Genomic DNA, 20,880 nt, shown 5'->3' on the forward strand with positions numbered 1-20,880 from the left:
GTCCGGCTCCTATTCCTTTCCCACGTTTTCCGCAAAGGCCTTCTTGAACGCTTCCTGCTGGGTGCCGGTCGCGTCGGTCTGGTAGTTGGCTTTCCATTCTGCCATGGTCATACCGTAGAACAGCTCGCGCGACTCGTCCTTGCCCATCTCGATGCCCTTCTCGGCGGCTGCTTCCTGATACCAGCGGCTCAGACAGTTGCGGCAGAAACCGGCCAGGTTCATCATGTCGATGTTCTGTACATCGGTTCGGTCTTGCATCAAATGCTTCTGCAGGCGGCGAAAGGCGGCGGCCTGAAGTTCGATCTCGGTCTGGCTGGGCACGGGGGTAGGCTCCTTTGTAGCTCTCCTCTAGATTGGGGTGGCGCAGCCCACTGTCAACCGTATGCGAGCGCTTGCAGCTTGTGCATCTTGCATGTCATCAAGGTTTTATTCAGACGTTTCAGGATCAGCACAGTTGCCCCGTGGCGCATCATGCGACATAAGGTGCGCAATCCCGTTAGCGGTAACAACCCGCTGGCAGTTACAGGACGAAGGAACGACAGGAAAATGAGACGCTCGCGCAATGTAAAGATCGTGGCCACACTGGGGCCGGCCTCCGAAGACTATGAGACGATCCACGCGCTGCACCTCGCGGGCGCGGATGTGTTTCGCCTCAATATGAGCCACGGCAGCCACGAAGAGATACGCGAAAAGCACAAGATCATCCGCCAGATCGAAGAAGACACCGGCGGCAGCATCTGCATTCTGGCGGACCTGCAGGGGCCAAAACTGCGCGTTGGCGTGTTCGCCAATGAAGAGGGCGAGATGCTGGAAGAGGGTGCGGCGTTCCGTCTGGACCTTGATAAGGCAGACGGCGATGCGACCCGTGTGAACCTGCCCCATCCGGAGATTTTTGCCGCGCTGGAACCGGGCGCAAGCCTGCTGGTGAATGATGGTAAGATCCGCCTGAAAGTAGATGCCTGCGGTGCGGATTTTGCCGACTGCACGGTGATCGCGGGCGGTGTGATTTCCAACCGCAAGGGCGTGAACGTGCCGGATGTGGTGCTGCCTCTGGCCGCGCTCTCTGACAAGGATCGCAAGGATCTGGAGTTTGTCTGCGATCTGGGCGTCGACTGGCTGGCGCTGAGCTTTGTGCAGCGGCCCGAAGACGTTCTGGAAGCCTCTGATCTTGCGAATGGTCGTGCCGCGATCCTCAGCAAGATCGAGAAACCGGCGGCTGTGTCGAATTTTGACGATATTCTGAAGGTCAGCGATGGGGTCATGGTTGCGCGTGGCGATCTGGGGGTGGAACTGCCGGTTCAGAACGTACCACCAATCCAGAAGCGTCTGGTGCGCAAGTGTCGCTCTGCCGCCAAACCGGTGATCGTCGCCACGCAGATGCTGGAAAGCATGATCGAAAGCCCGATGCCGACGCGCGCCGAAGTCTCGGACGTGGCGACGGCCATCTACGAGGGGGCGGATGCCGTCATGCTGAGCGCGGAGTCGGCAGCGGGTGATTATCCGATGGAGGCGGTGACAACCATGAACAACGTTGCCACCGAAGTCGAGCAGGACCCGACCTATGCGCAGATCATGGTCGCCTCGCGGGATGCGCCCGGCACAACGATTGCGGATGCCATCGTTTCTGCGGCGCGCGAAATCGCCGAGAAAACGGATATCAAGGCGATCTGTTGCTTTTCGCAAAGCGGAACCACGGCGGCGCTGGTGGCGCGGGAGCGGCCCATGGTGCCGATCCTGACGATGACACCGCTGAAATCCACGGCGCGTCGCCTGACACTGACTTGGGGCACGAATTGCGTGATCACGGATGTTCTGGAACGGTTCAAGATGGCGGTGGTTGCCTCGGCCAAGGCCGCACGTGCCCAAGGCTATGCGGGCCCGGAAGATCAGATTGTGGTGACGGCGGGTGTGCCCTTCAACGTCCCCGGGAGCACCAATATTCTCAGGGTTGCGCCCTGTGACGAACGTTTGATTTTCAACACCGATCCAGAGTAACCTTTTCCCGGGGAAAAAACGGGAAGGTGGGGCTATGGATGCCGACACAGCGATGGTGCTGGGCATCATCATTGGGGTGTTTTCGATTATTTCGATCTATTCGGCTCTGGTTGATCGGCGTCCGCCACGCGCGTCGGCGCTGACAGTTTTGCTGGCGACCGGACTGATCGTCTATGCGGCAACAACGTCCGAAGTAGGGTACACGGCAGCGTCGTTGCCCAAGACCTTCGTGAATGTCTTTGTTAAATACCTGCCGTAAGGCGGGGCAGAGGCGCATCTTCTCTTGCCAACACGGGCGCAACCTCCTATACGCAGCTTCTTATCGCACGTCCGGCTCAAGTGGCATGCCGAGTCGTGCGGAAACCGACCCAAAGATCAGGAGACGGAAATGCCCAAGATGAAGACGAAATCGAGCGCCAAAAAGCGCTTCAAGGTGACGGCCACTGGCAAGGTCATCGGCGGTCAGGCTGGCAAACAGCATAACATGATCAAGCGGAGCCGCAAATTTATCCGGAACGCGCGGGGCACAACTGAATTGTCCGCACCCGATGCCAAGATCATCAAGGGCTTTATGCCCTACGACCGTTAAGGAGAGCCGATATGTCCCGAGTTAAAGGTGGTACAGTCACCCACGCCCGTCACAAGAAGGTCATCAAGGCCGCCAAAGGTTATTACGGTCGTCGCAAGAGTACTTTCAAAGTCGCGCGCCAGGCCGTCGACAAGGCCAACCAATACGCCACGCGTGACCGCAAGAACCGCAAGCGCAATTTCCGCGCGCTGTGGATCCAGCGGATCAACGCAGCTGTGCGCAGCCACGACGAGGCGCTGACATACAGCCGTTTCATCAACGGCCTGTCGCTGGCCGGTATCGAGGTAGACCGCAAGGTTCTGGCCGATCTCGCTGTGCACGAGCCCGACGCGTTCGTTGCGATCATGAAACAGGCGCAGGACGCTCTCGCCGCCTGAGCCGCACAATACTGAATTTCCAAAAAGCCGCTCCGCGCTGGGGCGGCTTTTTTTATGTGGGATCGGTGTGTGGCTGCGGCTTTCCAGGGCCCGCGGTGCCAACGGCTCTTGAGCCGACGCCATTAAATGGTACAAGCTCGACATCTGAACAATCGCGAAAGCGCAATGGCGGCAACAGGTAAACCCCTTTCCAAAAATGACGAGGATGTCGGTCTGAAAGATCGGATCGTCAGCGCATTGATCATCGGTGTCATCCGGTCGCTCACCCTGTTGCCGTATCAAACCCGCATTCCGGTGGGCGGGTGGGTGATCTCGCGCTTGGTCGCCCCGCTCATCGGGTACCGTGGGCGGATACGCGACAACATGCACTTCATCTTTCCGGACATGCCGGAAGACGACGTCGAGCAAATGACCCGTGACGTGCCCGACCAGATCGGGCGCACCCTGTGTGAATTGTTTTCGCCCAGAAAACTGGTCGAGACTGCCCGAAACACCCCGATCACCGGAGAAGGTATCGCGGCGGTGGACGCGGCCCGCGACACGGGGCGTCCGATCATTCTGGTGTCGGGGCATATCGGCAATTACGACATTGTGCGGTCCAAGCTGATCCAGCGCGGTCACCAGGTTGGCGGGCTGTATCGAAGCATGAACTACAAGGGTTTCAATGATTTCTACGTCTCGCGCATCAGCCAGGTGGGCACCCCGCTGTTTCTGCGCGGACGCCGCGGCATGGGGGAGATGGTCAAATTCCTCAAGGCTGGCAATGCGATTGCGCTGCTGATCGATCAGCATATGACGGCAGGTGCGCCTTTGAAATTTTTTGGGAAGACGGCCTACACGGCGTTGTCGGCGGCGGAACTGGCGCTGCGCTACGACGCCCTGCTGGTGCCCTGCTACGGCATCCGGCAACCCGATGGCTTGAGCTTCAAGGTGGTTTTGGAAACGCCGATCCCGCACACAACGCCTGAGGAGATGACACAGGCCTTGAATGACAGTCTCGAAGCGCAGGTGCGCGCCAACATGGCACAGTGGCTTTGGGTGCACCGCCGTTGGAAGGCACAGTAGCGACAAATTCGGGCAGGGGTCCCGCCGATGTGCGCCCCTACACCCGACAAGCTTGCGCAGCGGCACGCGCGAGGGGATAACCTTTGACAAGTGCGCATTCAAAAAACGGGGAGAACCGATCCATGCTGAGACTTATGACATCTGCCGCCTTAGGGACCATTCTGCTGGCTGGGACCGCTGTGGCGGAAAGCTGCGCAGACGGCAAGACGCTGGCCGAGGGCAAACTGACAGTCGCCACCGGCAACCCGGCGTATTACCCGTGGGTCATTGATGATGCGCCTGAAAGCGGAGAGGGGTTTGAAGCCGCCGTGGCCTACGCGCTGGCAACCGAAATGGGGTTCGACGCCGCCGATGTGGTCTGGACCCGTACCTCCTTTGATCAGGCCATCCAGCCCGGCGCCAAGGATTTCGATCTGAACATGCAGCAGTTCTCGATCACGGCGGAACGTGACAAGGTCGTTGATTTTTCCGACCCTTATTACACCGCACCCATGGCTGTTCTTGTGCGTGGTGGCGACGGGATCGACGTGAGCATGGAGGCGATGAAAACACTGAAATGGGGTGTTGTGGCCTCGACCACGGCGCTGCCCGTGGTGATGGAGGAGATCTCCCCCTCTGCAAGCCCATTGGTTTACGATGACAACGCAAATGTGGTCGAAGCCATGAAAGCGGGGCAGGTGGATGCCGCCCTTTTTGATCTGCCGACCGCACTCTACCTGTCAGCCGTGGTTCTGGAGGGCGGTAAGGTGCTGGGCCAATTCCCGCCCGATGAGAGCGCCAATCCCGATCACTTCGGCATGCTGATGACTGAAGGCAACCCGCTCAAGGAATGCGTAGATGCTGCGCTTTCGACGATGAAGGCAGATGGCACCCTGGCCAGCATCGAAGCGGAGTGGTTGCAGCAGGCGACAGGCGTTCCCCTGATCCAGTAAATCGATGAACCGCAGACAAGCATATGAGGCGGCGCAGCGGCGGCGCGCGCTGGCCGTGGCGGGCGTTAGTACGTTTGCCGTGCTGGCCGCGATCATCCTGATGGTGCCGCTTGCACCCGGCTGGCCTGCGGTCAAGGCCAGCTTTTTCGACGGCGGCGTATTTGTGCAGACCTTCCCGACGCTGCTGCAGGCCTTCCTGATCGACGTGATGATCTTTGCCTGGTCGGTGCCGCTCATCCTCGGGCTGGGTCTTGCGATTGCCCTGGCGCGCGGCGCGCGGGCCCCGGCGCTTTTCCCGCTGCGTATTTTTGGGGCCGTCTACGTCGACATCTTTCGCGGCGTGCCGGTGGTGCTGACCATCTACCTGATCGGTTTCGGCGTGCCGGGCCTTGGCCTGCCGCGCCCATGGAATTCACCCTACATCTGGGGGACCGTGGCGTTGGTGCTGACCTATTCGGCCTATATCGCCGAAGTGCTGCGCTCCGGCATCGAAAGCATCCACGCCAGCCAGCGCAATGCCGCCATCTGCCTCGGTCTCAGCGAACGCGACACAATGCGCTATGTCATCCTGCCGCAGGCCATTCGCCGTGTGGTGCCTGCAAACATGAACATGCTGGTGGCGCTGCAAAAGGATGTGGCGCTGCTGTCCTTCATTGGTCCAGTGGAAATCCTGCGGCAGGCGGGCATCTACAAAAGCCTGCTGGCAAACTTCACGCCCTATGTGGTTGCCGCTGTCATCTTCCTCGCCGTGACTGTTCCGGCCACACGCTACGCCGACCACCTGCTGAACAGGGACCGCGATGCCCGAAGCTAAGCTGTCCCTGCGCGGCGTGCACAAATCCTTCGGTGACAATCAGGTCCTGCGCGGCATCGATCTGGACGTGGCGGCGGGCGAGATGATTTGCCTGATTGGCGCGTCCGGGTCCGGCAAATCCACGCTGCTGCGCTGTATCAACCAGCTGGAACCGATTGATGATGGCACTGTCTGGCTGGACGGGCTGGATATCTCTGAGCCGGGTCTCGATCTGGGACCGGTGCGGCGGCGCATTGGCATCGTGTTCCAGTCCTACAACCTTTTCCCGCATATATCGGCGCTGGACAACGTGCTGCTCGCGCCGCGCCGCGTGCTGGGCGAGGATGGCACAGCGCGGGCCGAGGCGCTGTTCGAGCGGTTCGGGCTGGCGCAGCACATGCGCAAGTACCCCGATCAGCTGTCCGGCGGTCAGCAACAGCGTGTGGCTGTGATCCGCGCCTTGGCCATGCAGCCCGAGATCATGCTCTTTGACGAGATCACAGCGGCCCTTGATCCGGAGTTGGTGGGGGAGGTGCTGAACGTCCTGCGTCAGCTGCGCAGTGAAGGCATGACGATGATCCTGGCAACCCACGAGATGGGTTTTGCCCGCGAACTGGCGGATCGTGTCTGTTTCATGGATGGTGGCGTGATCGTGGAGGAAGGCCCACCAGAGCAGATATTCACCGCCCCCGAGGTGGCACGAACACAGGCATTCCTACGCTCGGTCTTGCGGTAATTTTCAGGGTTCAGCAGGCGGCCCGGTGACATTGCACCTTTCGCTTGTCTTGCAATCGGTGATCATTCTGCTAGCACCGGCGGACCTGTGACAAGCGAGGCAGAGATGGACGATCTCAAGCAAAAATATCTGGGCCAGATTGCGGAAGCCGGCGACGAATCCGCGCTGGAGAGCATCCGGCTCGCCGCCGTGGGGAAAAAGGGTGAGGTTGCGCTGAAGATGCGCGAGCTTGGCAAGATGACCCCCGAGGAACGGCAAACGGCTGGTCCAGCGCTCAATGCCTTGAAAGACGAGATCAACTCGGCGCTGGCCGCCAAAAAGGCGGCCCTCGCGGACGCCGCGCTCGATGCGCGGCTGCGCGAGGAGTGGCTGGACGTGACCTTGCCTGCGCGCGGCACGCGTCAGGGCACCATCCACCCGATCAGCCAGGTCACGGAAGAGGTCACCGCGATCTTTGCGGAAATGGGGTTTTCGGTCGCCGAAGGCCCGCGCATCGACACCGATTGGTACAATTTCGACGCGTTGAACATCCCTGGACATCACCCCGCCCGCGCAGAGATGGACACGTTCTACATGCACCGGGCCGAAGGCGACAACCGCCCGCCACATGTGCTGCGGACCCATACCTCTCCGGTCCAGATCCGGTCGATGGAGAAGATGGGCGCCCCCCTGCGCATCATCTGCCCCGGGGGGGTGTACCGCGCGGACTACGATCAGACCCACACGCCGATGTTCCATCAGGTGGAGGGGTTGGCCATCGACAAGGATATCTCCATGGCGCACCTGAAATGGGTGCTGGAGGAATTCGTGAAGGCCTATTTCGAGGTGGAGGGTGTCGATCTGCGGTTCCGCGCCTCGCATTTCCCCTTCACCGAACCCTCTGCCGAGGTTGACATCCGCTGTTCCTGGGAGGGCGGCACGCTGAAAATCGGCGAAGGCGATGACTGGTTGGAAATTCTCGGCTCCGGCATGGTGCACCCCAAGGTGCTCGCCGCGGGGGGCATCGATCCCGACGCCTGGCAGGGCTTTGCCTTTGGCATGGGCATCGACCGCATTGCCATGCTGAAATACGGCGTTCCGGACCTGCGGGCCTTTTTCGACAGCGACCTGCGCTGGTTGCGCCACTACGGCTTTGCCAGCCTCGATCAACCCAACCTTCATGGCGGGCTGAGCAGGTAAGCGTCGACGTCTCGGTTTTACCGTGCTATATTCCCGCTATGGTAGAGGAAGAACACACGCCCGACCGGGGTTTTCGCGTCTTGCTTGTGACAGTTATGCTGTGCCTGATCATCCTGGCACATGTGTTTATGTGGCTGTCTGATATGCCTCGCGATCTCAAGATCGTCTTTACGGTCTTGAATGTTGCCGGATGGACGGTTGTCCTGGCGCCGATCCTGCTTGTGGACCGGTGGCTTGCGACATCCCGGCACGACGTCGAGGACGACGAGCAGGTGCCCAACTCCCTGTGACGGGCGCTTACGCGGAAGTGATGTGACACCGCGCAAGCGGTGCGTAGAGTGCGGATATGATGTATCGTCTTGTTCCGCTGTTTCTGCTCGCTTTCCTTTCTCATGCTGCCGCCGCGATGGGCCCGTGGAAAGGAGAGTGCCACGAGGACGTGCCCTGCCAACTCGGGGATCGCTCCTATCACATCAAACTACCGGATGACTGGGATGGCACTTCGGCTTTGCCCGTGGTGATGCATTTACATGGATGGCAGCGCACCGGTGCCTTGCCGGTGAATCACCAGCGGATCTCGGGCGCGACCCGCAAACGTGGTGTTCTGCTCGTTGCTCCAAATGGGCTGCGCAAGACATGGGATTTCTGGCGTGCGGGCTCTGCGGATGTCGATTTTGCCCGTGCCGTGCTTGAGGATGTGAAAGCACGCTTCCCGGTGAGCGCCAATCAGGTCTATGTCTCGGGCTATTCTTGGGGCAGCAACATGGCCTGGCGGTTTGTCTGCGAGGATGGCGCGGATGTCGCGGCGCTCTTGGCGATTTCCGGGACGCTGGACCAGGATGAGGTCTGTGACACCGCGCCGCGCGAGGTGCGTCAGGTCTACGGGCTCAATGATCCGGTGCTGGAATACCCTTACGGACCGCAGGGGGAGCAGGACCACGCGGTCGCTCTCTGGCGTGAGAAATTTGGCTGTGGCGCGGGGACCGCAACAGGCCCGTGGCAGCAGGTGCCGTTCCTTACGCTTGAGCGCACCGTCTGGACCAGTTGCGAGACCGGGCGCGTCAGCCTTGATGTGCATCCCGGTGGTCATTTCATCCCGCATGGCTGGATCGCGCGCCAGCTCGACGAATTGCTGGACCTGCCGCCCTCCTATCCTTGATGCGGGCAGGGCCCAGCAATGGCTTTCCCCCCTGATCGCTTTCGGCTATCAGGGCGCGGAAACGATTTGATGCCGGTGATCCCTCATGAAATTCACGCTCTCCTGGTTGAAAGACCATTTGGACACGACCGCAACGCTGGATGAGATTCTCTATGCGCTGACCGACCTCGGGCTGGAGGTTGAAGGCGTCGAGGATCGGGGCGCGCGGCTGCGTGATTTTGCCATCGGCTATGTGAAATCCGCCGAAAAACATCCCGATGCCGACCGGCTGCGCGTCTGCCAGGTGGAGACGGACGAAGGTGTCAAACAGATCATCTGCGGCGCGCCGAACGCGCGGGAAGGCATCACCGTTGTCGTCGCCAAACCGGGCGTCTACGTGCCGGGGATCGACACCACCATTGGCGTCGGCACAATCCGCGGGATCGAGAGCTTTGGCATGATGGCGTCAGAGCGTGAGATGGAACTCAGCGACGAACACGATGGCATCATCGAATTGGATACGGGCGAGGTCGGGCAGTCCTTTGTGGATTGGCTGGCGGAAAATGACCCCGCGAAAGTCGATCCGGTGATTGAAATCGCGATCACGCCAAACCGACCTGACGCGCTGGGCGTGCGGGGCATTGCCCGTGATCTGGCCGCCCGGGGGCTCGGCAAGCTCAAGAAACGCGATGTCGATGCGGTAGAGGGCACCTTCGACTGCCCGGTGTCCGTCACCATCGACGGCGACACGCTGGAACAATGCCCGGTTTTCTACGGACGTGTGATCCGGGGGGTGAAAAACGGCCCGTCGCCCAAGTGGCTGCAGGATCATCTGCGCGCGATTGGTTTGCGGCCGATCTCCTTCCTTGTGGATGTGACGAATTTCTTCACCTATGACCGCAACCGCCCGCTGCACGTCTTTGACGCGGATAAGATCGCGGGAAATGCCCTGCGCGTGCACCGTGCAAAGGGCGGCGAAACTCTGGTTGGCCTCGACGAGAAGGAATACACTTTCGAGGAGGGGATGACGCTGATTTCAGATGCTGACGGCGTCGAAAGCATTGGTGGCGTCATGGGCGGCATGGCGTCTGGCTGTACCGAAGAGACAACGAATGTCTTCCTTGAGGCGGCCTATTTCGATCCGGTCCGCACCGCCTACACCGGACGCGCGCTCAAGATCAATTCGGATGCGCGCTACCGCTTCGAGCGTGGCATTGATCCGGCCTGGACACCCTACGGCATCGAGCATGCGACGCGGATGATCCTCGACCACGCGGGGGGTGAAGCTTCCGAAGTGATCGTTGCGGGCAAAATTCCCAACACCGACCGCGCCTACAAACTGGATGCGGCGCGGGTGCGATCGCTTGTCGGCATGGATATCCCGGAAAGCGAACAGCGCCAGACCCTCACCTCTCTGGGCTTCATCCTCGAAGGCAACATGGCCCATGTGCCCAGCTGGCGCCCGGACGTTCAGGGCGAAGCCGATCTGGTCGAAGAGGTGGCGCGCATTGCCTCCCTGACCAAGTTGCGGGGCACGCCCCTGCCCCGGCTGGCTGCCGGTGTGCCGAAACCGGTCCTGTCCCCGGCGCAGCGGCGCGAGGCGATTGGGCGGCGTACCTGCGCTGCGCTCGGCTACAACGAATGCGTCAGCTACACCTTTATCGATCAGGCGTCTGCGGCGCTTTTTGGTGGCGGCGAAGACACGACGCAGCTGGAAAACCCGATCAGCAGCGACATGAGCCACATGCGGCCAGCGCTGCTGCCGGGCCTTTTGCAGGCCGCGTCGCGCAATCAGGCGCGCGGCTTCGCAGACCTTGCCCTTTTCGAAGTGGGTCCGGCGTTCCACGGCGGCGAGCCGGGGGAGCAACATACACTGATCACCGGCCTGCTGGTGGGGCGCACCGGGCCCAAGGACGTACAGGGTGCCTCCCGTCCGGTCGATGTTTTCGACGTCAAGGCGGATGCCGAAGCGGTGCTGGCGGCGATGGGCGCCCCGGCGCGCGTGCAGATCCTGCGCGGTGCGCGGGAATGGTGGCACCCCGGTCGCCATGGCATGATCTGTCTGGGGCCCAAGAAGGTGCTGGGCGTCTTTGGCGAAGTGCACCCTCGCGTGCTCGACGCGATGGATGTGAAGGGACCGGCAATGGCCTTCACCCTCTGGCCCGAAGAGATCCCGATGCCGCGCAAGGCCGGTGCCACTCGGCCCGCGTTGGACATCAGCGATCTGCAGGCGGTCGAGCGTGACTTTGCCTTTGTCGTGGATGCAGAGGTCGAAGCGCTGACGCTGGTCAATGCCGCGATGGGGGCAGACAAGGCGTTGATCGAAGACGTGCGCATTTTTGATGAATTCATTGGTGGCAGCTTGGGCGAGGGCAAGAAATCCCTAGCGCTGACCGTGCGGCTGCAGCCGGTCTCCCAGACCTTGAAGGATGCCGACATCGAAGCCGTCAGCGCCAAGGTTGTCGACAAAGTGACCAAGGCCACAGGCGGTGTGCTGCGCGGATAGTAGGGGACATCACAGACGGCTGGCCTACCTGTCAGTTTCACGCTCAGCAGCAGGGAGAATGAGATGACGTTAAAAGTGTATCTGTCCGGTGAAATTCACACGGACTGGCGGGAGCAGATCATGACGGGCGCCGCTTCGTTGGACGTGAGCTTTGACAGCCCCGTGACCGATCACGCCGCCAGCGACGACTGCGGTGTCGCCGTCCTCGGGGCCGAGGACAACAAATACTGGCACGACCACAAGGGCGCGATGGTCAACGCAATCCGTACACGCAAGGGCATTGCAGAGGCGGATGTGGTGGTTGTGCGTTTTGGCGATCAGTACAAACAGTGGAATGCGGCATTCGATGCAGGCTATGCCGCCGCCTTGGGCAAATCGCTGATCATCCTGCACGGGCCGGATCATGCCCACGCCTTGAAGGAAGTGGATGCGGCCGCTTTGGCTGTGGCGCAAGAGCCTGCACAGGTCGTGGATATCCTGCGCTACGTCCTCACCGGCAGCCTGCCGCAATAGGACCGACGATGGACCGGAAAGCGGCCTGACACCCCCCCAACCTGCAGCAGGTAGGGCGGGCTTCAGGCCGCCGTTCTTTTTCCCTTACGCAGGCTCACGAGGCGGGATTTGCAACCCTTTCTCGACCGCCGGGCGGTCCAGGAAACGCTCCAGATAGGTCGCTGCGTTTTTGTAATCAGCGAAACCAACGGCTTCCTTCGCACCGTAAAAATCCAGCGCGCGCAGCCAGGGCGCAATGGCGATGTCGGCGATGGAGTATTCCCCGGCAATCCAGATCTTGCCGTCCAGCTCGCCGTCCAGCACGCTCAAAAGCCGTTTGGCTTCATCAATGTAGCGTTGCTGCGGGCGCTTGTCTTCCCATTGCGATCCCGCGAACTTGTAGAAGAACCCCAATTGCCCGAACATCGGACCCAGGCCGCCCATTTGGAACATCACCCACTGCACAATCCGCGCTTTTTCCGCAGGATCCGCACCGATGAGCTTCCCTGACTTTTCAGCAAGATAGATCAGAATGGCCCCGCTCTCAAAAAGCGCCAGCGGTGCGCCCCCCGGACCATTGGGGTCAACAATCGCCGGAATCTTGTTGTTCGGGTTCAGCGACAGGAACTCGGGGCTTTTCACATCTGCATCCGACAGCGTCACAGTATGCGCCTCGTAAGGGATGCCCATTTCTTCCAGCGCGATGGAAACCTTCACCCCATTTGGGGTCGGAAAGGAATAGAGCTGCAGGACGCTGGGGTCCTTTGCCGGCCATCTATCGGTGATCTTGAGGGTGGATAAATCGGCCATAAGGCATCTCCTGTTTCCATAACCGGGTAAGACTTAGGCGGATTTCCCCCTAAAAACAGTCTCGCCAGCGCGCAGCGATGTGTTAACAGACGCACAGAGGCACAATGCAAAAGCAGGCCTGAAGACAGAGTGAGGGACACTAATGATCAACGAATTCAAAGACTTTATCGCCAAGGGCAATGTCATGGACATGGCCGTGGGTATCATCATCGGGGCGGCATTCACCGCGATCGTCACATCGCTGGTGGGCGACCTGATCAACCCGATTATCGCATTGTTCACCGGGGGCATCGATTTCTCCGGCTGGTTCTACGTGATGGGTGAAGAGACTTTCGCCTCCATCGAGGCAGCGACGGAAGCCGGCGTGCCCGTATTTGCCGTGGGCAAATTTGTCATGGCGATCATCAATTTCCTGATTGTGGCCTTCGTTGTTTTCTTGCTGGTGAAGATGGTCAACCGGATCAAGGAGGCTGCTGAAAAGGAAGAAGAGGCGGCACCGGAGGAGCCAAAAGGACCGTCCGAACTGGACGTGCTGCTGGAAATCCGTGACGCGCTGAAAAAGTAAGCCTGCACTGTACGGCAGGACCCCCGAAACCCGCGTTTGAAAAGACGCGGGTTTTTCTATGTCTGGAGCGGTTCGTGTAACAGCGTATCCAGCACAGGGTGTGGAAAGCTGCGCTGCACGGTGACGGCGAAAAAACTCTCCACGATGTTGAGATCAAAAGGCGCCGTTTTCAGGCGGCCGGATGCGATTTCATCTGCCAGGACCACCGACGGGGCGATGGCCAGCCCGACGTTTTCACGCGCCAGCAGGCGCACCATCGCCATGTCATCCACGTCCGCTACGATGCGGGGCGACACATCCAATCGGGCAATCAGGCTGTCGAACCCGGTCCGGATGGAGTTGTCGGTCGGAACGATCAACGGCTCCTGTGCAAGCATGTCCTTGAGACTGCGGTACCCCATGCGAGACGGGTCGCCATGCACGCCGATCGTTTGCTCTGCGATCCGGTGGGCCGTCATCTCGGGGCGGGAGGGCGCTTCGGTTGTTAGAACAACGTCGAGCGCCAGAGAGGTGAGAGCGTCAAACAACACGGTATCGCTGCCTGATTTAAGGATTACCTGTGTCTCGGACGACCCAAGAACCGGCTTGAGAAACCGCATCTGAAAGTTACGCGACAATGTGGAGAGCGCGCCAACCCGCAGGGGTTGTGAGGCGGCCCCGGCGCCTTGCAAGACCGCCAGTAACTCTTCGCCAGTGCCGAAAATGCGGTCCGCGTGGTCCAGCGCGATCCGGCCCACTTCGGTCAGTACCAGTTGACGCCCCACCCGATCGAACAAGGCGTGCCCGAGACGGTCTTCCAGCGTGCGAATTTGGGTCGAGAGCGCAGATTGCGACAGGTTTACCCGCGCCGCCGTGCGCGTCAGGTTCCCGTCGTTTGCCACTTCCCGGAAATACCGCAGGTGATGGTAATTGAGCGTGTCCATAGTTCTAAATAATAGAACGTTTTATCAATAAAGATATATTTTATTTCGTCTTGCGCCTGCGCCATATCACGTTGAACACAACCAAGGAGACGGTGATGGACATCGTGATCGACGTTGCCAGCACGATGCTGGCGCAGATGCAAAAACCGACATTGGCGTTCCTTCTGGGGGGCATGATGCTGGCCGCCCTCGGCAGCAAGCTCGAGGTACCGGACCCGGTCTACAAATTCATTGTCATGCTGCTCCTGCTGAAGGTAGGGCTGGGCGCGGGCATCTCCGTGCGTGAGGCCGACCTCATTGCGTTGGCCGTGCCAGCTCTTTGCGCGGCGGCTGTGGGGATCGGGATTGTCCTGCTCGGCAGCGGAACGCTCGCCCGTTGGCGTGGTGTTTCCAAAATGGACGGTATGGCGACCGCAGGTCTCTTTGGCGCGGTTTCGGCCTCGACGCTGGCAGCGGGCATGGCGATGTTGGATGCCGAGGGGATTTTCTACGAAGGGTTTATCGGCGCGCTCTATCCCTTCATGGATATTGCGGCGCTCGTCACTGCCATCGTTCTGGCCCGCATGAGCGCGGAACGGCGGACGGCCTCGGCCATGCAGTCCAGTGGCACTGTGACCGTCGGCGGCGGGCAGGGCTCCGGTGGGGGCTTCGATGCTGACATCGTGCGGGGCATTCTGGTCGACACCTTCCGCAGCCCGGCAATCTCCGCCTTGTTGCTTGGCATCGCCATCGGCCTCTTCGCGCGGCCTGAAGCGGTCTACCAGAGTTTCTACGAACCGCTCTTCCGGGGCCTGCTGTCGATCCTGATGCTGGTGATGGGCATGGAGGCATGGTCGCGCCTGTCGGAGCTGCGCAAGGTGGCCCATGCCTATGTGCTCTACGGTCTGACGGCCCCGATCATTCACGGTCTGATGGGTTTTGGGTTGGGAATGTTGGCACATCACCTGACCGGATTTTCCGCGGGTGGCGTCGTGCTGCTGTCTATCATGGCGGCCTCCAGTTCGGACATTTCGGGCCCGCCGACCATGCGGGGTGCGCTGCCTGAGGCGAACCCGTCGGCTTATGTGGGGGCGTCCACCGGGCTGGGCACGCCGGTGGCCATCCTCAGCATCCCGCTCTTCATGGCGCTGGCCGATGTGTTCATCGGGTTCTGAACCTGAACACGCACCAACCGAAGAACCCGCGCCTCAACAGCGCGGGTTTTTCTTTTGGCACTACAGCAACGTGATCGACGTTCTGCCGGATCCGGTGCGCAACGCATGTGTCTCGGCCAGGTCCGGATCGGCACGCCAGTTTTCGGCCCCTTCACGGGTCTCGAATTCAAGCACGACCGCCATTTGGGGTGCGGCGATATCCCCCTCCAGAATGGACGGCGATGCAGAGGCCTGCAGCACTTTCCCCCCGTGCTTTGCCAGCGCGTCGCCCGCCACATCGCGATAGGCGGCAAGCTTGTCCGGGTCTGTCACGTCCAGCGTGACAAATGCATATGCGGTCATCGATCCGTTCCTCTCCTGTCATGAACCCGGTCAAGAATAGGGTCTGCCAACATGAACGAAAACTGCTCAACATTGCGTCTACGATGTGCATAAATGATCGGATGGCGCTGAACTGGAATGACATGCGATTTGTACTGGAAACCGTGCGGCACGGTGGGCTCAGCGGTGCGGCGCGGGCGCTCAAGGTCAATCATGCCACGGTGTCACGCCGGATTGCAGCGGCGGAGACGGCCATGGGCGCGCGCCTCTTTGACCGTGCACCGGGGGGGTATAGGCCCACGGACGCCGGCTTGGAAGCCGCGCGGATGGCAGAACGGATGGAGGTCGCGAGCCATGATCTGAGCCGCAGTCTGAGCGCGCGCGATCAGCAGTTGAGCGGTGCCTTGACCGTGACCGCGCCGCAGCTTTTGGTGGAGCGTTTTCTGGCCGCGCATCTGCGGGCCTTCAAGGAACTGTATCCGGCGATTGATCTCAAGGTGATCGCCGCAAACCGGCAGCTTAACCTCGCGGCCCATGAAGCGGACGTGGCGTTTCGCATTTCGGACACGCCTGGTGATACGCTTGTGGGGCGGCGTGTGACGGAACAGGCGGCGGCGGTCTATGTCTCAGGCGCGCAGGCAGAGCGGATGCGCACGGATCCGTCCCAGCCGCTGGACTGGATCCGGTTCGCCCATTGGCCCGGGCCGCCGGAGGTCTTGAAACAGGCATGGCCCAACCGCCGCGTGACGCTAACCGTTGACGACATGTATGCGGCTCTTGCCGGAGTGCGGGCCGGTATGGGGGCGACGCGCATGCCCTGTTTCATCGGTGACGCGGAGCCGGGGATCGAGCGGCTCGCGCGGGTGCCGCTATTGCCCTATCGGCCCCTCTGGGTGCTCACGCATGCTGATTTGCGCGGGACGCGGAAGGTGACCACGTTCACCAATTTCGCCGCGGCCCGCATTCATGCATTGCGCCCCCTTTTCGAGGGGCGCATGCCAGCCCAGCCGGTTAGCCCTTGATGGCGACGCTTGGCGAAATCACGTCAATGCCGAGGGCCTTGCCGACCGCGTAGTAGGTCAGCTGACCGGCGTGTACGTTCAGCCCGTTCATCAGGTGGGGATCGTCGGTGCAGGCCTGACGCCACCCTTTGTCGGCCAAGGCCAGCATGAAGGGCATCGTGGCGTTGCCGAGCGCGATCGTCGAGGTGCGCGCGACGGCCCCTGGCATATTCGCCACGCAGTAGTGCATGATCCCGCCCACCGCATAGACCGGGTCCTGATGGGTGGTGGCTTTGGAGGTCTCGAAACATCCCCCCTGGTCGATGGCCACATCGACCAGCGCCGCCCCCGGTTTGAGCTCGCTCAGCTGTGCGCGGCTGATCAGTTTTGGCGCGGCGGCGCCGGGGATCAGTACGGCGCCGATGATCATATCGGCGGCGCGGGCCAGTTCGATGGTATTGCCCGCCGAAGCGTAGGAGGTCTTGAACGTGCCACCAAAGACATCGTCGAGGTAGCGCAGGCGCGGCAGCGACCGGTCGAGCACGGTGACATCCGCGCCCATGCCTGCGGCGATCTTGGCCGCGTGGGTGCCTACGACACCGCCGCCAATGACGACGACCCGCGCGGGGCCAACGCCCGGCACGCCGCCCATCAACACGCCCCGGCCGCCATTGGCCTTTTGCAGGGTCCAGGCCCCGACCTGCGGCGCCAGCCGCCCGGCCACTTCCGACATCGGGGCGAGCAGGGGCAGGCCACCGCGATCATCGGTCACGGTTTCGTAGGCGATGCAGGTGGCCCCGGAGGCCAGCAGATCATGGGTTTGATCGGGATCGGGCGCGAGATGCAGATAGGTAAAGAGCAGCTGGTCCTTGCGCAGCATCTTGCGCTCGCCAGCCTGCGGTTCCTTGACCTTCACGATCATGTCGGCCGTGGCGAAAATCTCTGCCGCGGTGTCGATGATCCGCGCGCCAGCCGCGGTGTAGTCTGAATCTTCGAAACCGGCGCCCGCACCGGCACCGGCTTGAATGAGCACATCGTGCCCGTGACTGACCGCTTCCTGTGCCGCGTTGGGCGTCATGCCGACGCGGAATTCCTGTGGTTTGATCTCTGTCGGGCAACCGATAATCATGGGTGTCTCCTCCACCAAATGTTTGAGTGTGGAATACAGCAAGCAATATGCAATGTCGCACCAAAGATGCCTCGCCATTTCGAGTATTTTGCGAATATACTAGCGTCTGTAAGGTGATATGCAGGAGATTTTTGCACCAATGAGCCTTGATGCAACAGACAAACGTATCCTCAAAGCCCTGCAGCGCAAAGGTCGCATGGCAAATGCCGAGCTGAGCGAGGCGGTGAACCTCTCGCCCTCGGCCTGTCACCGGCGGGTGCAGCGGCTGGAGAAAGACGGCTACATCCGCGATTACGTGGCCTTGCTGGACGCCCGCAAAATGGGGGTGCCAACGACGGTCTTTGTGGAGATTACGTTGCAGGGGCAGGCGGATGAAGTGCTGGACGCCTTCGAGAAGGCCGTCAGCCGCATTCCTGACGTGCTGGAATGTCACCTGATGGCGGGCACGGCAGATTACCTGTTGAAGGTGGTGGCCGAGAATACGGAAGATTTCGCCCGCATTCACCGGCAGTACCTGGCGCGTTTGCCGGGGGTGGGACAGATGCAGTCCAGCTTTGCGCTGAGGACCGTGTTCAAAACGACGGCCCTACCGGTGACGTAGCGCGGCGGTCGCGCAGGCAGTGACCCGCCCCGTCGGTGACGGAGCGGGCCGGTGTGTGATTAGGCGAGGCAGTCCCACTCCTCGACAAAGCGGAAGCCAGACTCGCAGTCGCCTGCGACGTCCTCGTCAGCCATCATCATGTCGTCATCGCCCTGGTCCATGCCGTCGTCGCCTTCCGGCGTATCGAACAGGCCTTCGAAGAACTCATCGACATCAAAGGTGATCGTCTGCGGTTCGCCTTCGTCGCCGCCATCCCATGTGAATGCGAACTCTTCGTCAAAGAGGGCTGCAAAGAGACCGGTGACGAAGAACTGCAGCTGCGCGAAGGTGTTGTCGTCCAAGCATGGGCCTTCGCCGACAACATCCGGCGTTTCCGGCTCCGGTTCAGGGGTTTCCGGCTCTGGATCGGGATCTGGTGTCGGGGTCTCAGGTTCCGGTATCTCCGGCTCCGGCTCCGGTTCCCCCGTGGGCGTTTCCGGTTCCGGTTCTGGCGTTTCGGGCTCCGGATCAGGTTCCGGGGTTTCGGGGTCAGGCTCCGGCTCCTCGGTCTCTGGCGTGTTGTTTGGATTCGGCGCTTCAGCAACCGGCTCCTCTGGTTCAGGCTCCGGTTCTTCGGTTTCGGATTCCGGATCGGGGGTCTCTTCCCCGGTGTCAGGATCAGGTGTTTCAGGGTCCGGTGCCGGGGTCTCCGTTTCCGGCTCTTCCGGATCCGGTGCTGGCTCTGTCGGCTCCTCGGTTTCCGGTTCGGAGGCAGCACCCTCCTGGTCCAACTGCAATTCCGCATCCGTGCTGGCAAAGTTCTGGGTGACCATCACGGCCTCGAACCCGTCAAACTCACCAACTTCGATCCCGAGGCCAATGACCTCATAGTCGGGGTTCAGAATGTTTGCGCGGTGACCGGGGCTGTTCATCAGGCTGTTGTGCAGATCGACCACATCGTCGGCCAGGCCCGGCTCGCCCCGTTCACTTTGAAAGGCGATGTTTTCGCCCCAGGACCACGCGCCTTCGAATTCGAAATCGGCATTGCGCATGCGATCACCCGCGCTTGTTCCGTTTTCGCCTGTGTGGGAAAACTGATCTTCTTCCAGCATCCACTGGCTGTGATCTTCGCTGCTTTCATTGAGCCGTAGTTCCAGTTCGACCGGGTTCAATCCCCGTGACGTTCTCTCCTCGTTGATGAGTCCCAGCATTTGCTGTTCTAACTCGCTTGCGCGTGACATGTCATTCTCCTTGATGAGTGTTGTCGGCCCGCAGATCGCTAGGATTTGACGCGAAGCTTGGATAGGGCAGCCTGCCAATGCCTGAATTCTCAGCAGGGATGAGCCCGAATGCGGCACGCCGCACAGCGGTAAGATGCCGCGTCCATCAATGTCGGGAGGCAGGAGCGTGATCAGCGAGAAATCGCGACCTTTATGTGAAGGAAATACAAGGCGCCTGAATCAACAAACCCCCGCGTGGTCTGGCCATGCGGGGGTCCGTATTCGTGTCAGCCTTTCGGCGAGCTGCTTAGAGCATCCCTTCGCGTTGGGCCTTTTTGCGTGCCAGTTTACGGGCACGGCGGATCGCTTCAGCTTTCTCGCGCGCTTTTTTCTCGGACGGCTTCTCGAAATGTTGCTTGAGCTTCATTTCACGGAAGACACCTTCACGCTGCAGCTTTTTCTTCAGAGCCCGGAGGGCCTGATCGACGTTGTTGTCGCGAACACTAACCTGCATGTGGTTTTCACCACCTTTCTAAGTTGAGTTGCAAGGATTTGCAGGAAGTGGGCATATAGCAAGGACAACCTATCTTGTCCAGTATACCGCGCCTTTTCCCGCAGGAGACATATCATGAGCGTATCATACGAGACCGCAAAAACACAGCTTTTGGACGCAGCCCTTGCGCATGTGCCCTTCGATGGCTGGTCAGAGGCTACTTTTCAGGCCGCGATTCGCGACACGGATGTCGCCCCGGCAGTGGCGCGCGCGGTGTGCCCGCGCGGCGCAGTCGATCTGGCGGTGGCCTTTCATCATCGCGGGGATGAGGCGATGACCGCCCGGATCGCCGCCGAGGACATGAGCGCGTTGAAGTTCCGCGAGAAGGTGGCCAGCGCCGTGCGGTTCCGCATCGAGGCGGTCACGGACAAGGAGGCAGTGCGGCGGGGCACCACGCTTTTCGCCCTGCCAATGCATGCGGCGGATGGGGCGAAACTGATCTGGGGCACGTCCGATGCGATCTGGACCGCGCTGGGTGATACCTCGGACGATGTGAACTGGTACACCAAGCGGGCGACGCTGAGCGGGGTTTATTCGTCTACCGTGCTATACTGGCTGGGCGATGACAGCCCGGACAATATGGCGACATGGGCCTTCCTGGACCGGCGCATCGAAGACGTCATGCAGGTTGAGAAGCTCAAGGCACGGGTCCGGCAAAGCCCGACGCTGAGCCGTCTGATGGCCGGGCCGAACTGGCTGATGAGCCATATCAAGGCGCCAGCCCGCATGCCGAAGATGGACTTCCCCGGCAGCTGGACCGCGCCGCGGGAGTGAGGCCTGGATCGGCAACACACTCATCGTGACCGTATATAGCAGGATCAC

Annotated in this window: 25 protein-coding genes; 18 read left to right on the forward strand and 7 right to left on the reverse strand. The window is 60.9% G+C overall.

Annotated features, from left to right (window positions below):
• Nucleotides 1–9: 9 nt before the first annotated feature.
• The gene (locus Q1A52_RS16445; protein ID WP_300017763.1) at nt 10–321 is read right to left on the reverse strand and encodes a DUF1244 domain-containing protein; all 312 of its coding nucleotides are present in this window, start codon (nt 319–321) and stop codon (nt 10–12) included.
• A gap of 225 nt (nt 322–546) precedes the next feature.
• Here Q1A52_RS16445 and pyk point away from each other — a divergent pair, with 225 nt between their 5' ends.
• The 13 genes from pyk to Q1A52_RS16510 all read left to right on the forward strand — a co-directional run bounded on the left by pyk (nt 547) and on the right by Q1A52_RS16510 (nt 11,823).
• Nucleotides 547–1,995 carry a pyruvate kinase gene (gene pyk, locus Q1A52_RS16450; protein ID WP_300017766.1) on the forward strand — a complete coding sequence of 483 codons (1,449 nt, stop codon included), beginning with the start codon at nt 547–549 and terminating at the stop codon, nt 1,993–1,995.
• A gap of 34 nt (nt 1,996–2,029) precedes the next feature.
• Entirely contained in the window at nt 2,030–2,254 is a 225-nt protein-coding gene (locus Q1A52_RS16455) for a hypothetical protein (RefSeq protein ID WP_299779021.1), read from the forward strand.
• 129 nt (nt 2,255–2,383) lie between these two features.
• Nucleotides 2,384–2,584 (forward strand): 50S ribosomal protein L35, encoded by a 201-nt coding sequence (gene rpmI / locus Q1A52_RS16460; protein WP_299779019.1) that lies wholly within the window; start codon nt 2,384–2,386, stop codon nt 2,582–2,584.
• Between the two features lie 11 nt (nt 2,585–2,595).
• Nucleotides 2,596–2,961: a 50S ribosomal protein L20 gene (gene rplT, locus Q1A52_RS16465; protein WP_300017769.1), complete on the forward strand. Its 366-nt coding sequence runs from the start codon at nt 2,596–2,598 to the stop codon at nt 2,959–2,961.
• A gap of 126 nt (nt 2,962–3,087) precedes the next feature.
• On the forward strand, nt 3,088–4,026 hold the full coding sequence (locus Q1A52_RS16470; protein WP_300017772.1) for a lysophospholipid acyltransferase family protein: 939 nt from the start codon (nt 3,088–3,090) through the stop codon (nt 4,024–4,026).
• A 122-nt stretch (nt 4,027–4,148) separates the two neighbouring features.
• Nucleotides 4,149–4,958, forward strand: coding sequence for an ABC transporter substrate-binding protein (locus Q1A52_RS16475; protein ID WP_300017775.1), 810 nt, complete (start codon nt 4,149–4,151; stop codon nt 4,956–4,958).
• A 4-nt stretch (nt 4,959–4,962) separates the two neighbouring features.
• The gene (locus Q1A52_RS16480) at nt 4,963–5,772 is read left to right on the forward strand and encodes an amino acid ABC transporter permease (protein WP_300017779.1); all 810 of its coding nucleotides are present in this window, start codon (nt 4,963–4,965) and stop codon (nt 5,770–5,772) included.
• Nucleotides 5,759–6,487: an amino acid ABC transporter ATP-binding protein gene (locus Q1A52_RS16485; protein WP_300017782.1), complete on the forward strand. Its 729-nt coding sequence runs from the start codon at nt 5,759–5,761 to the stop codon at nt 6,485–6,487. The genes Q1A52_RS16480 and Q1A52_RS16485 overlap by 14 nt, the downstream gene beginning before the upstream one ends.
• Before the next feature lie 105 nt (nt 6,488–6,592).
• Entirely contained in the window at nt 6,593–7,666 is a 1,074-nt protein-coding gene (pheS, locus tag Q1A52_RS16490) for a phenylalanine--tRNA ligase subunit alpha (protein ID WP_300017785.1), read from the forward strand.
• A 38-nt stretch (nt 7,667–7,704) separates the two neighbouring features.
• A complete protein-coding gene (locus tag Q1A52_RS16495; RefSeq protein WP_299779009.1) occupies nt 7,705–7,956 on the forward strand; it encodes a hypothetical protein in 252 nt (83 codons plus the stop codon).
• Between the two features lie 56 nt (nt 7,957–8,012).
• On the forward strand, nt 8,013–8,825 hold the full coding sequence (locus Q1A52_RS16500) for a polyhydroxybutyrate depolymerase (protein ID WP_300017788.1): 813 nt from the start codon (nt 8,013–8,015) through the stop codon (nt 8,823–8,825).
• Between the two features lie 85 nt (nt 8,826–8,910).
• On the forward strand, nt 8,911–11,310 hold the full coding sequence (pheT, locus tag Q1A52_RS16505) for a phenylalanine--tRNA ligase subunit beta (protein ID WP_300017792.1): 2,400 nt from the start codon (nt 8,911–8,913) through the stop codon (nt 11,308–11,310).
• Nucleotides 11,311–11,373: 63 nt separating this feature from the next.
• A complete protein-coding gene (locus tag Q1A52_RS16510) occupies nt 11,374–11,823 on the forward strand; it encodes a YtoQ family protein (protein ID WP_300017795.1) in 450 nt (149 codons plus the stop codon).
• Nucleotides 11,824–11,907: 84 nt separating this feature from the next.
• On the opposite strand, the gene Q1A52_RS16515 is transcribed toward Q1A52_RS16510, so the two are convergent.
• A complete protein-coding gene (locus Q1A52_RS16515; protein ID WP_300017798.1) occupies nt 11,908–12,612 on the reverse strand; it encodes a glutathione S-transferase N-terminal domain-containing protein in 705 nt (234 codons plus the stop codon).
• Nucleotides 12,613–12,754: 142 nt separating this feature from the next.
• On the opposite strand from Q1A52_RS16515, the gene mscL reads away from it, so the two are divergent.
• The gene (mscL, locus tag Q1A52_RS16520; RefSeq protein ID WP_300017801.1) at nt 12,755–13,177 is read left to right on the forward strand and encodes a large conductance mechanosensitive channel protein MscL; all 423 of its coding nucleotides are present in this window, start codon (nt 12,755–12,757) and stop codon (nt 13,175–13,177) included.
• A 56-nt stretch (nt 13,178–13,233) separates the two neighbouring features.
• On the opposite strand, the gene Q1A52_RS16525 is transcribed toward mscL, so the two are convergent.
• Nucleotides 13,234–14,100, reverse strand: a complete 867-nt coding sequence (locus tag Q1A52_RS16525; RefSeq protein WP_300017804.1) for a LysR family transcriptional regulator — start codon at nt 14,098–14,100, stop codon at nt 13,234–13,236.
• Nucleotides 14,101–14,171: 71 nt separating this feature from the next.
• Here Q1A52_RS16525 and Q1A52_RS16530 point away from each other — a divergent pair, with 71 nt between their 5' ends.
• Nucleotides 14,172–15,254, forward strand: a complete 1,083-nt coding sequence (locus Q1A52_RS16530) for a sodium-dependent bicarbonate transport family permease (protein WP_300017808.1) — start codon at nt 14,172–14,174, stop codon at nt 15,252–15,254.
• A 60-nt stretch (nt 15,255–15,314) separates the two neighbouring features.
• On the opposite strand, the gene Q1A52_RS16535 is transcribed toward Q1A52_RS16530, so the two are convergent.
• Complete coding sequence (locus Q1A52_RS16535) at nt 15,315–15,596, reverse strand: DUF1330 domain-containing protein (RefSeq protein WP_300017811.1); 282 nt, start codon at nt 15,594–15,596, stop codon at nt 15,315–15,317.
• A gap of 101 nt (nt 15,597–15,697) precedes the next feature.
• On the opposite strand from Q1A52_RS16535, the gene Q1A52_RS16540 reads away from it, so the two are divergent.
• Entirely contained in the window at nt 15,698–16,597 is a 900-nt protein-coding gene (locus tag Q1A52_RS16540; protein WP_300017814.1) for a LysR family transcriptional regulator, read from the forward strand.
• Here Q1A52_RS16540 and ald read toward each other — a convergent pair.
• The gene (ald, locus tag Q1A52_RS16545) at nt 16,587–17,705 is read right to left on the reverse strand and encodes an alanine dehydrogenase (protein WP_300017817.1); all 1,119 of its coding nucleotides are present in this window, start codon (nt 17,703–17,705) and stop codon (nt 16,587–16,589) included. The two genes, Q1A52_RS16540 and ald, sit on opposite strands and share 11 nt — an antisense overlap.
• 139 nt (nt 17,706–17,844) lie before the next feature.
• Between ald and Q1A52_RS16550 the strand changes: the two genes are divergently transcribed.
• Nucleotides 17,845–18,306 carry an Lrp/AsnC family transcriptional regulator gene (locus tag Q1A52_RS16550; RefSeq protein ID WP_299779206.1) on the forward strand — a complete coding sequence of 154 codons (462 nt, stop codon included), beginning with the start codon at nt 17,845–17,847 and terminating at the stop codon, nt 18,304–18,306.
• 59 nt (nt 18,307–18,365) lie between these two features.
• Here Q1A52_RS16550 and Q1A52_RS16555 read toward each other — a convergent pair whose 3' ends face one another.
• Together Q1A52_RS16555 and rpsU are read right to left on the reverse strand one after the other, a co-directional pair.
• The gene (locus Q1A52_RS16555; RefSeq protein WP_300017820.1) at nt 18,366–19,526 is read right to left on the reverse strand and encodes a CAP domain-containing protein; all 1,161 of its coding nucleotides are present in this window, start codon (nt 19,524–19,526) and stop codon (nt 18,366–18,368) included.
• 286 nt (nt 19,527–19,812) lie between these two features.
• Nucleotides 19,813–20,019 (reverse strand): 30S ribosomal protein S21, encoded by a 207-nt coding sequence (gene rpsU / locus Q1A52_RS16560; RefSeq protein WP_008207378.1) that lies wholly within the window; start codon nt 20,017–20,019, stop codon nt 19,813–19,815.
• A 114-nt stretch (nt 20,020–20,133) separates the two neighbouring features.
• Here rpsU and Q1A52_RS16565 point away from each other — a divergent pair, with 114 nt between their 5' ends.
• Nucleotides 20,134–20,832, forward strand: a complete 699-nt coding sequence (locus Q1A52_RS16565; RefSeq protein WP_300017823.1) for a COQ9 family protein — start codon at nt 20,134–20,136, stop codon at nt 20,830–20,832.
• The last annotated feature ends 48 nt before the right edge of the window (nt 20,833–20,880 follow it).

This window comes from uncultured Roseobacter sp. (assembly GCF_947488185.1).
In the GTDB taxonomy this organism is placed as follows: domain Bacteria; phylum Pseudomonadota; class Alphaproteobacteria; order Rhodobacterales; family Rhodobacteraceae; genus Roseobacter.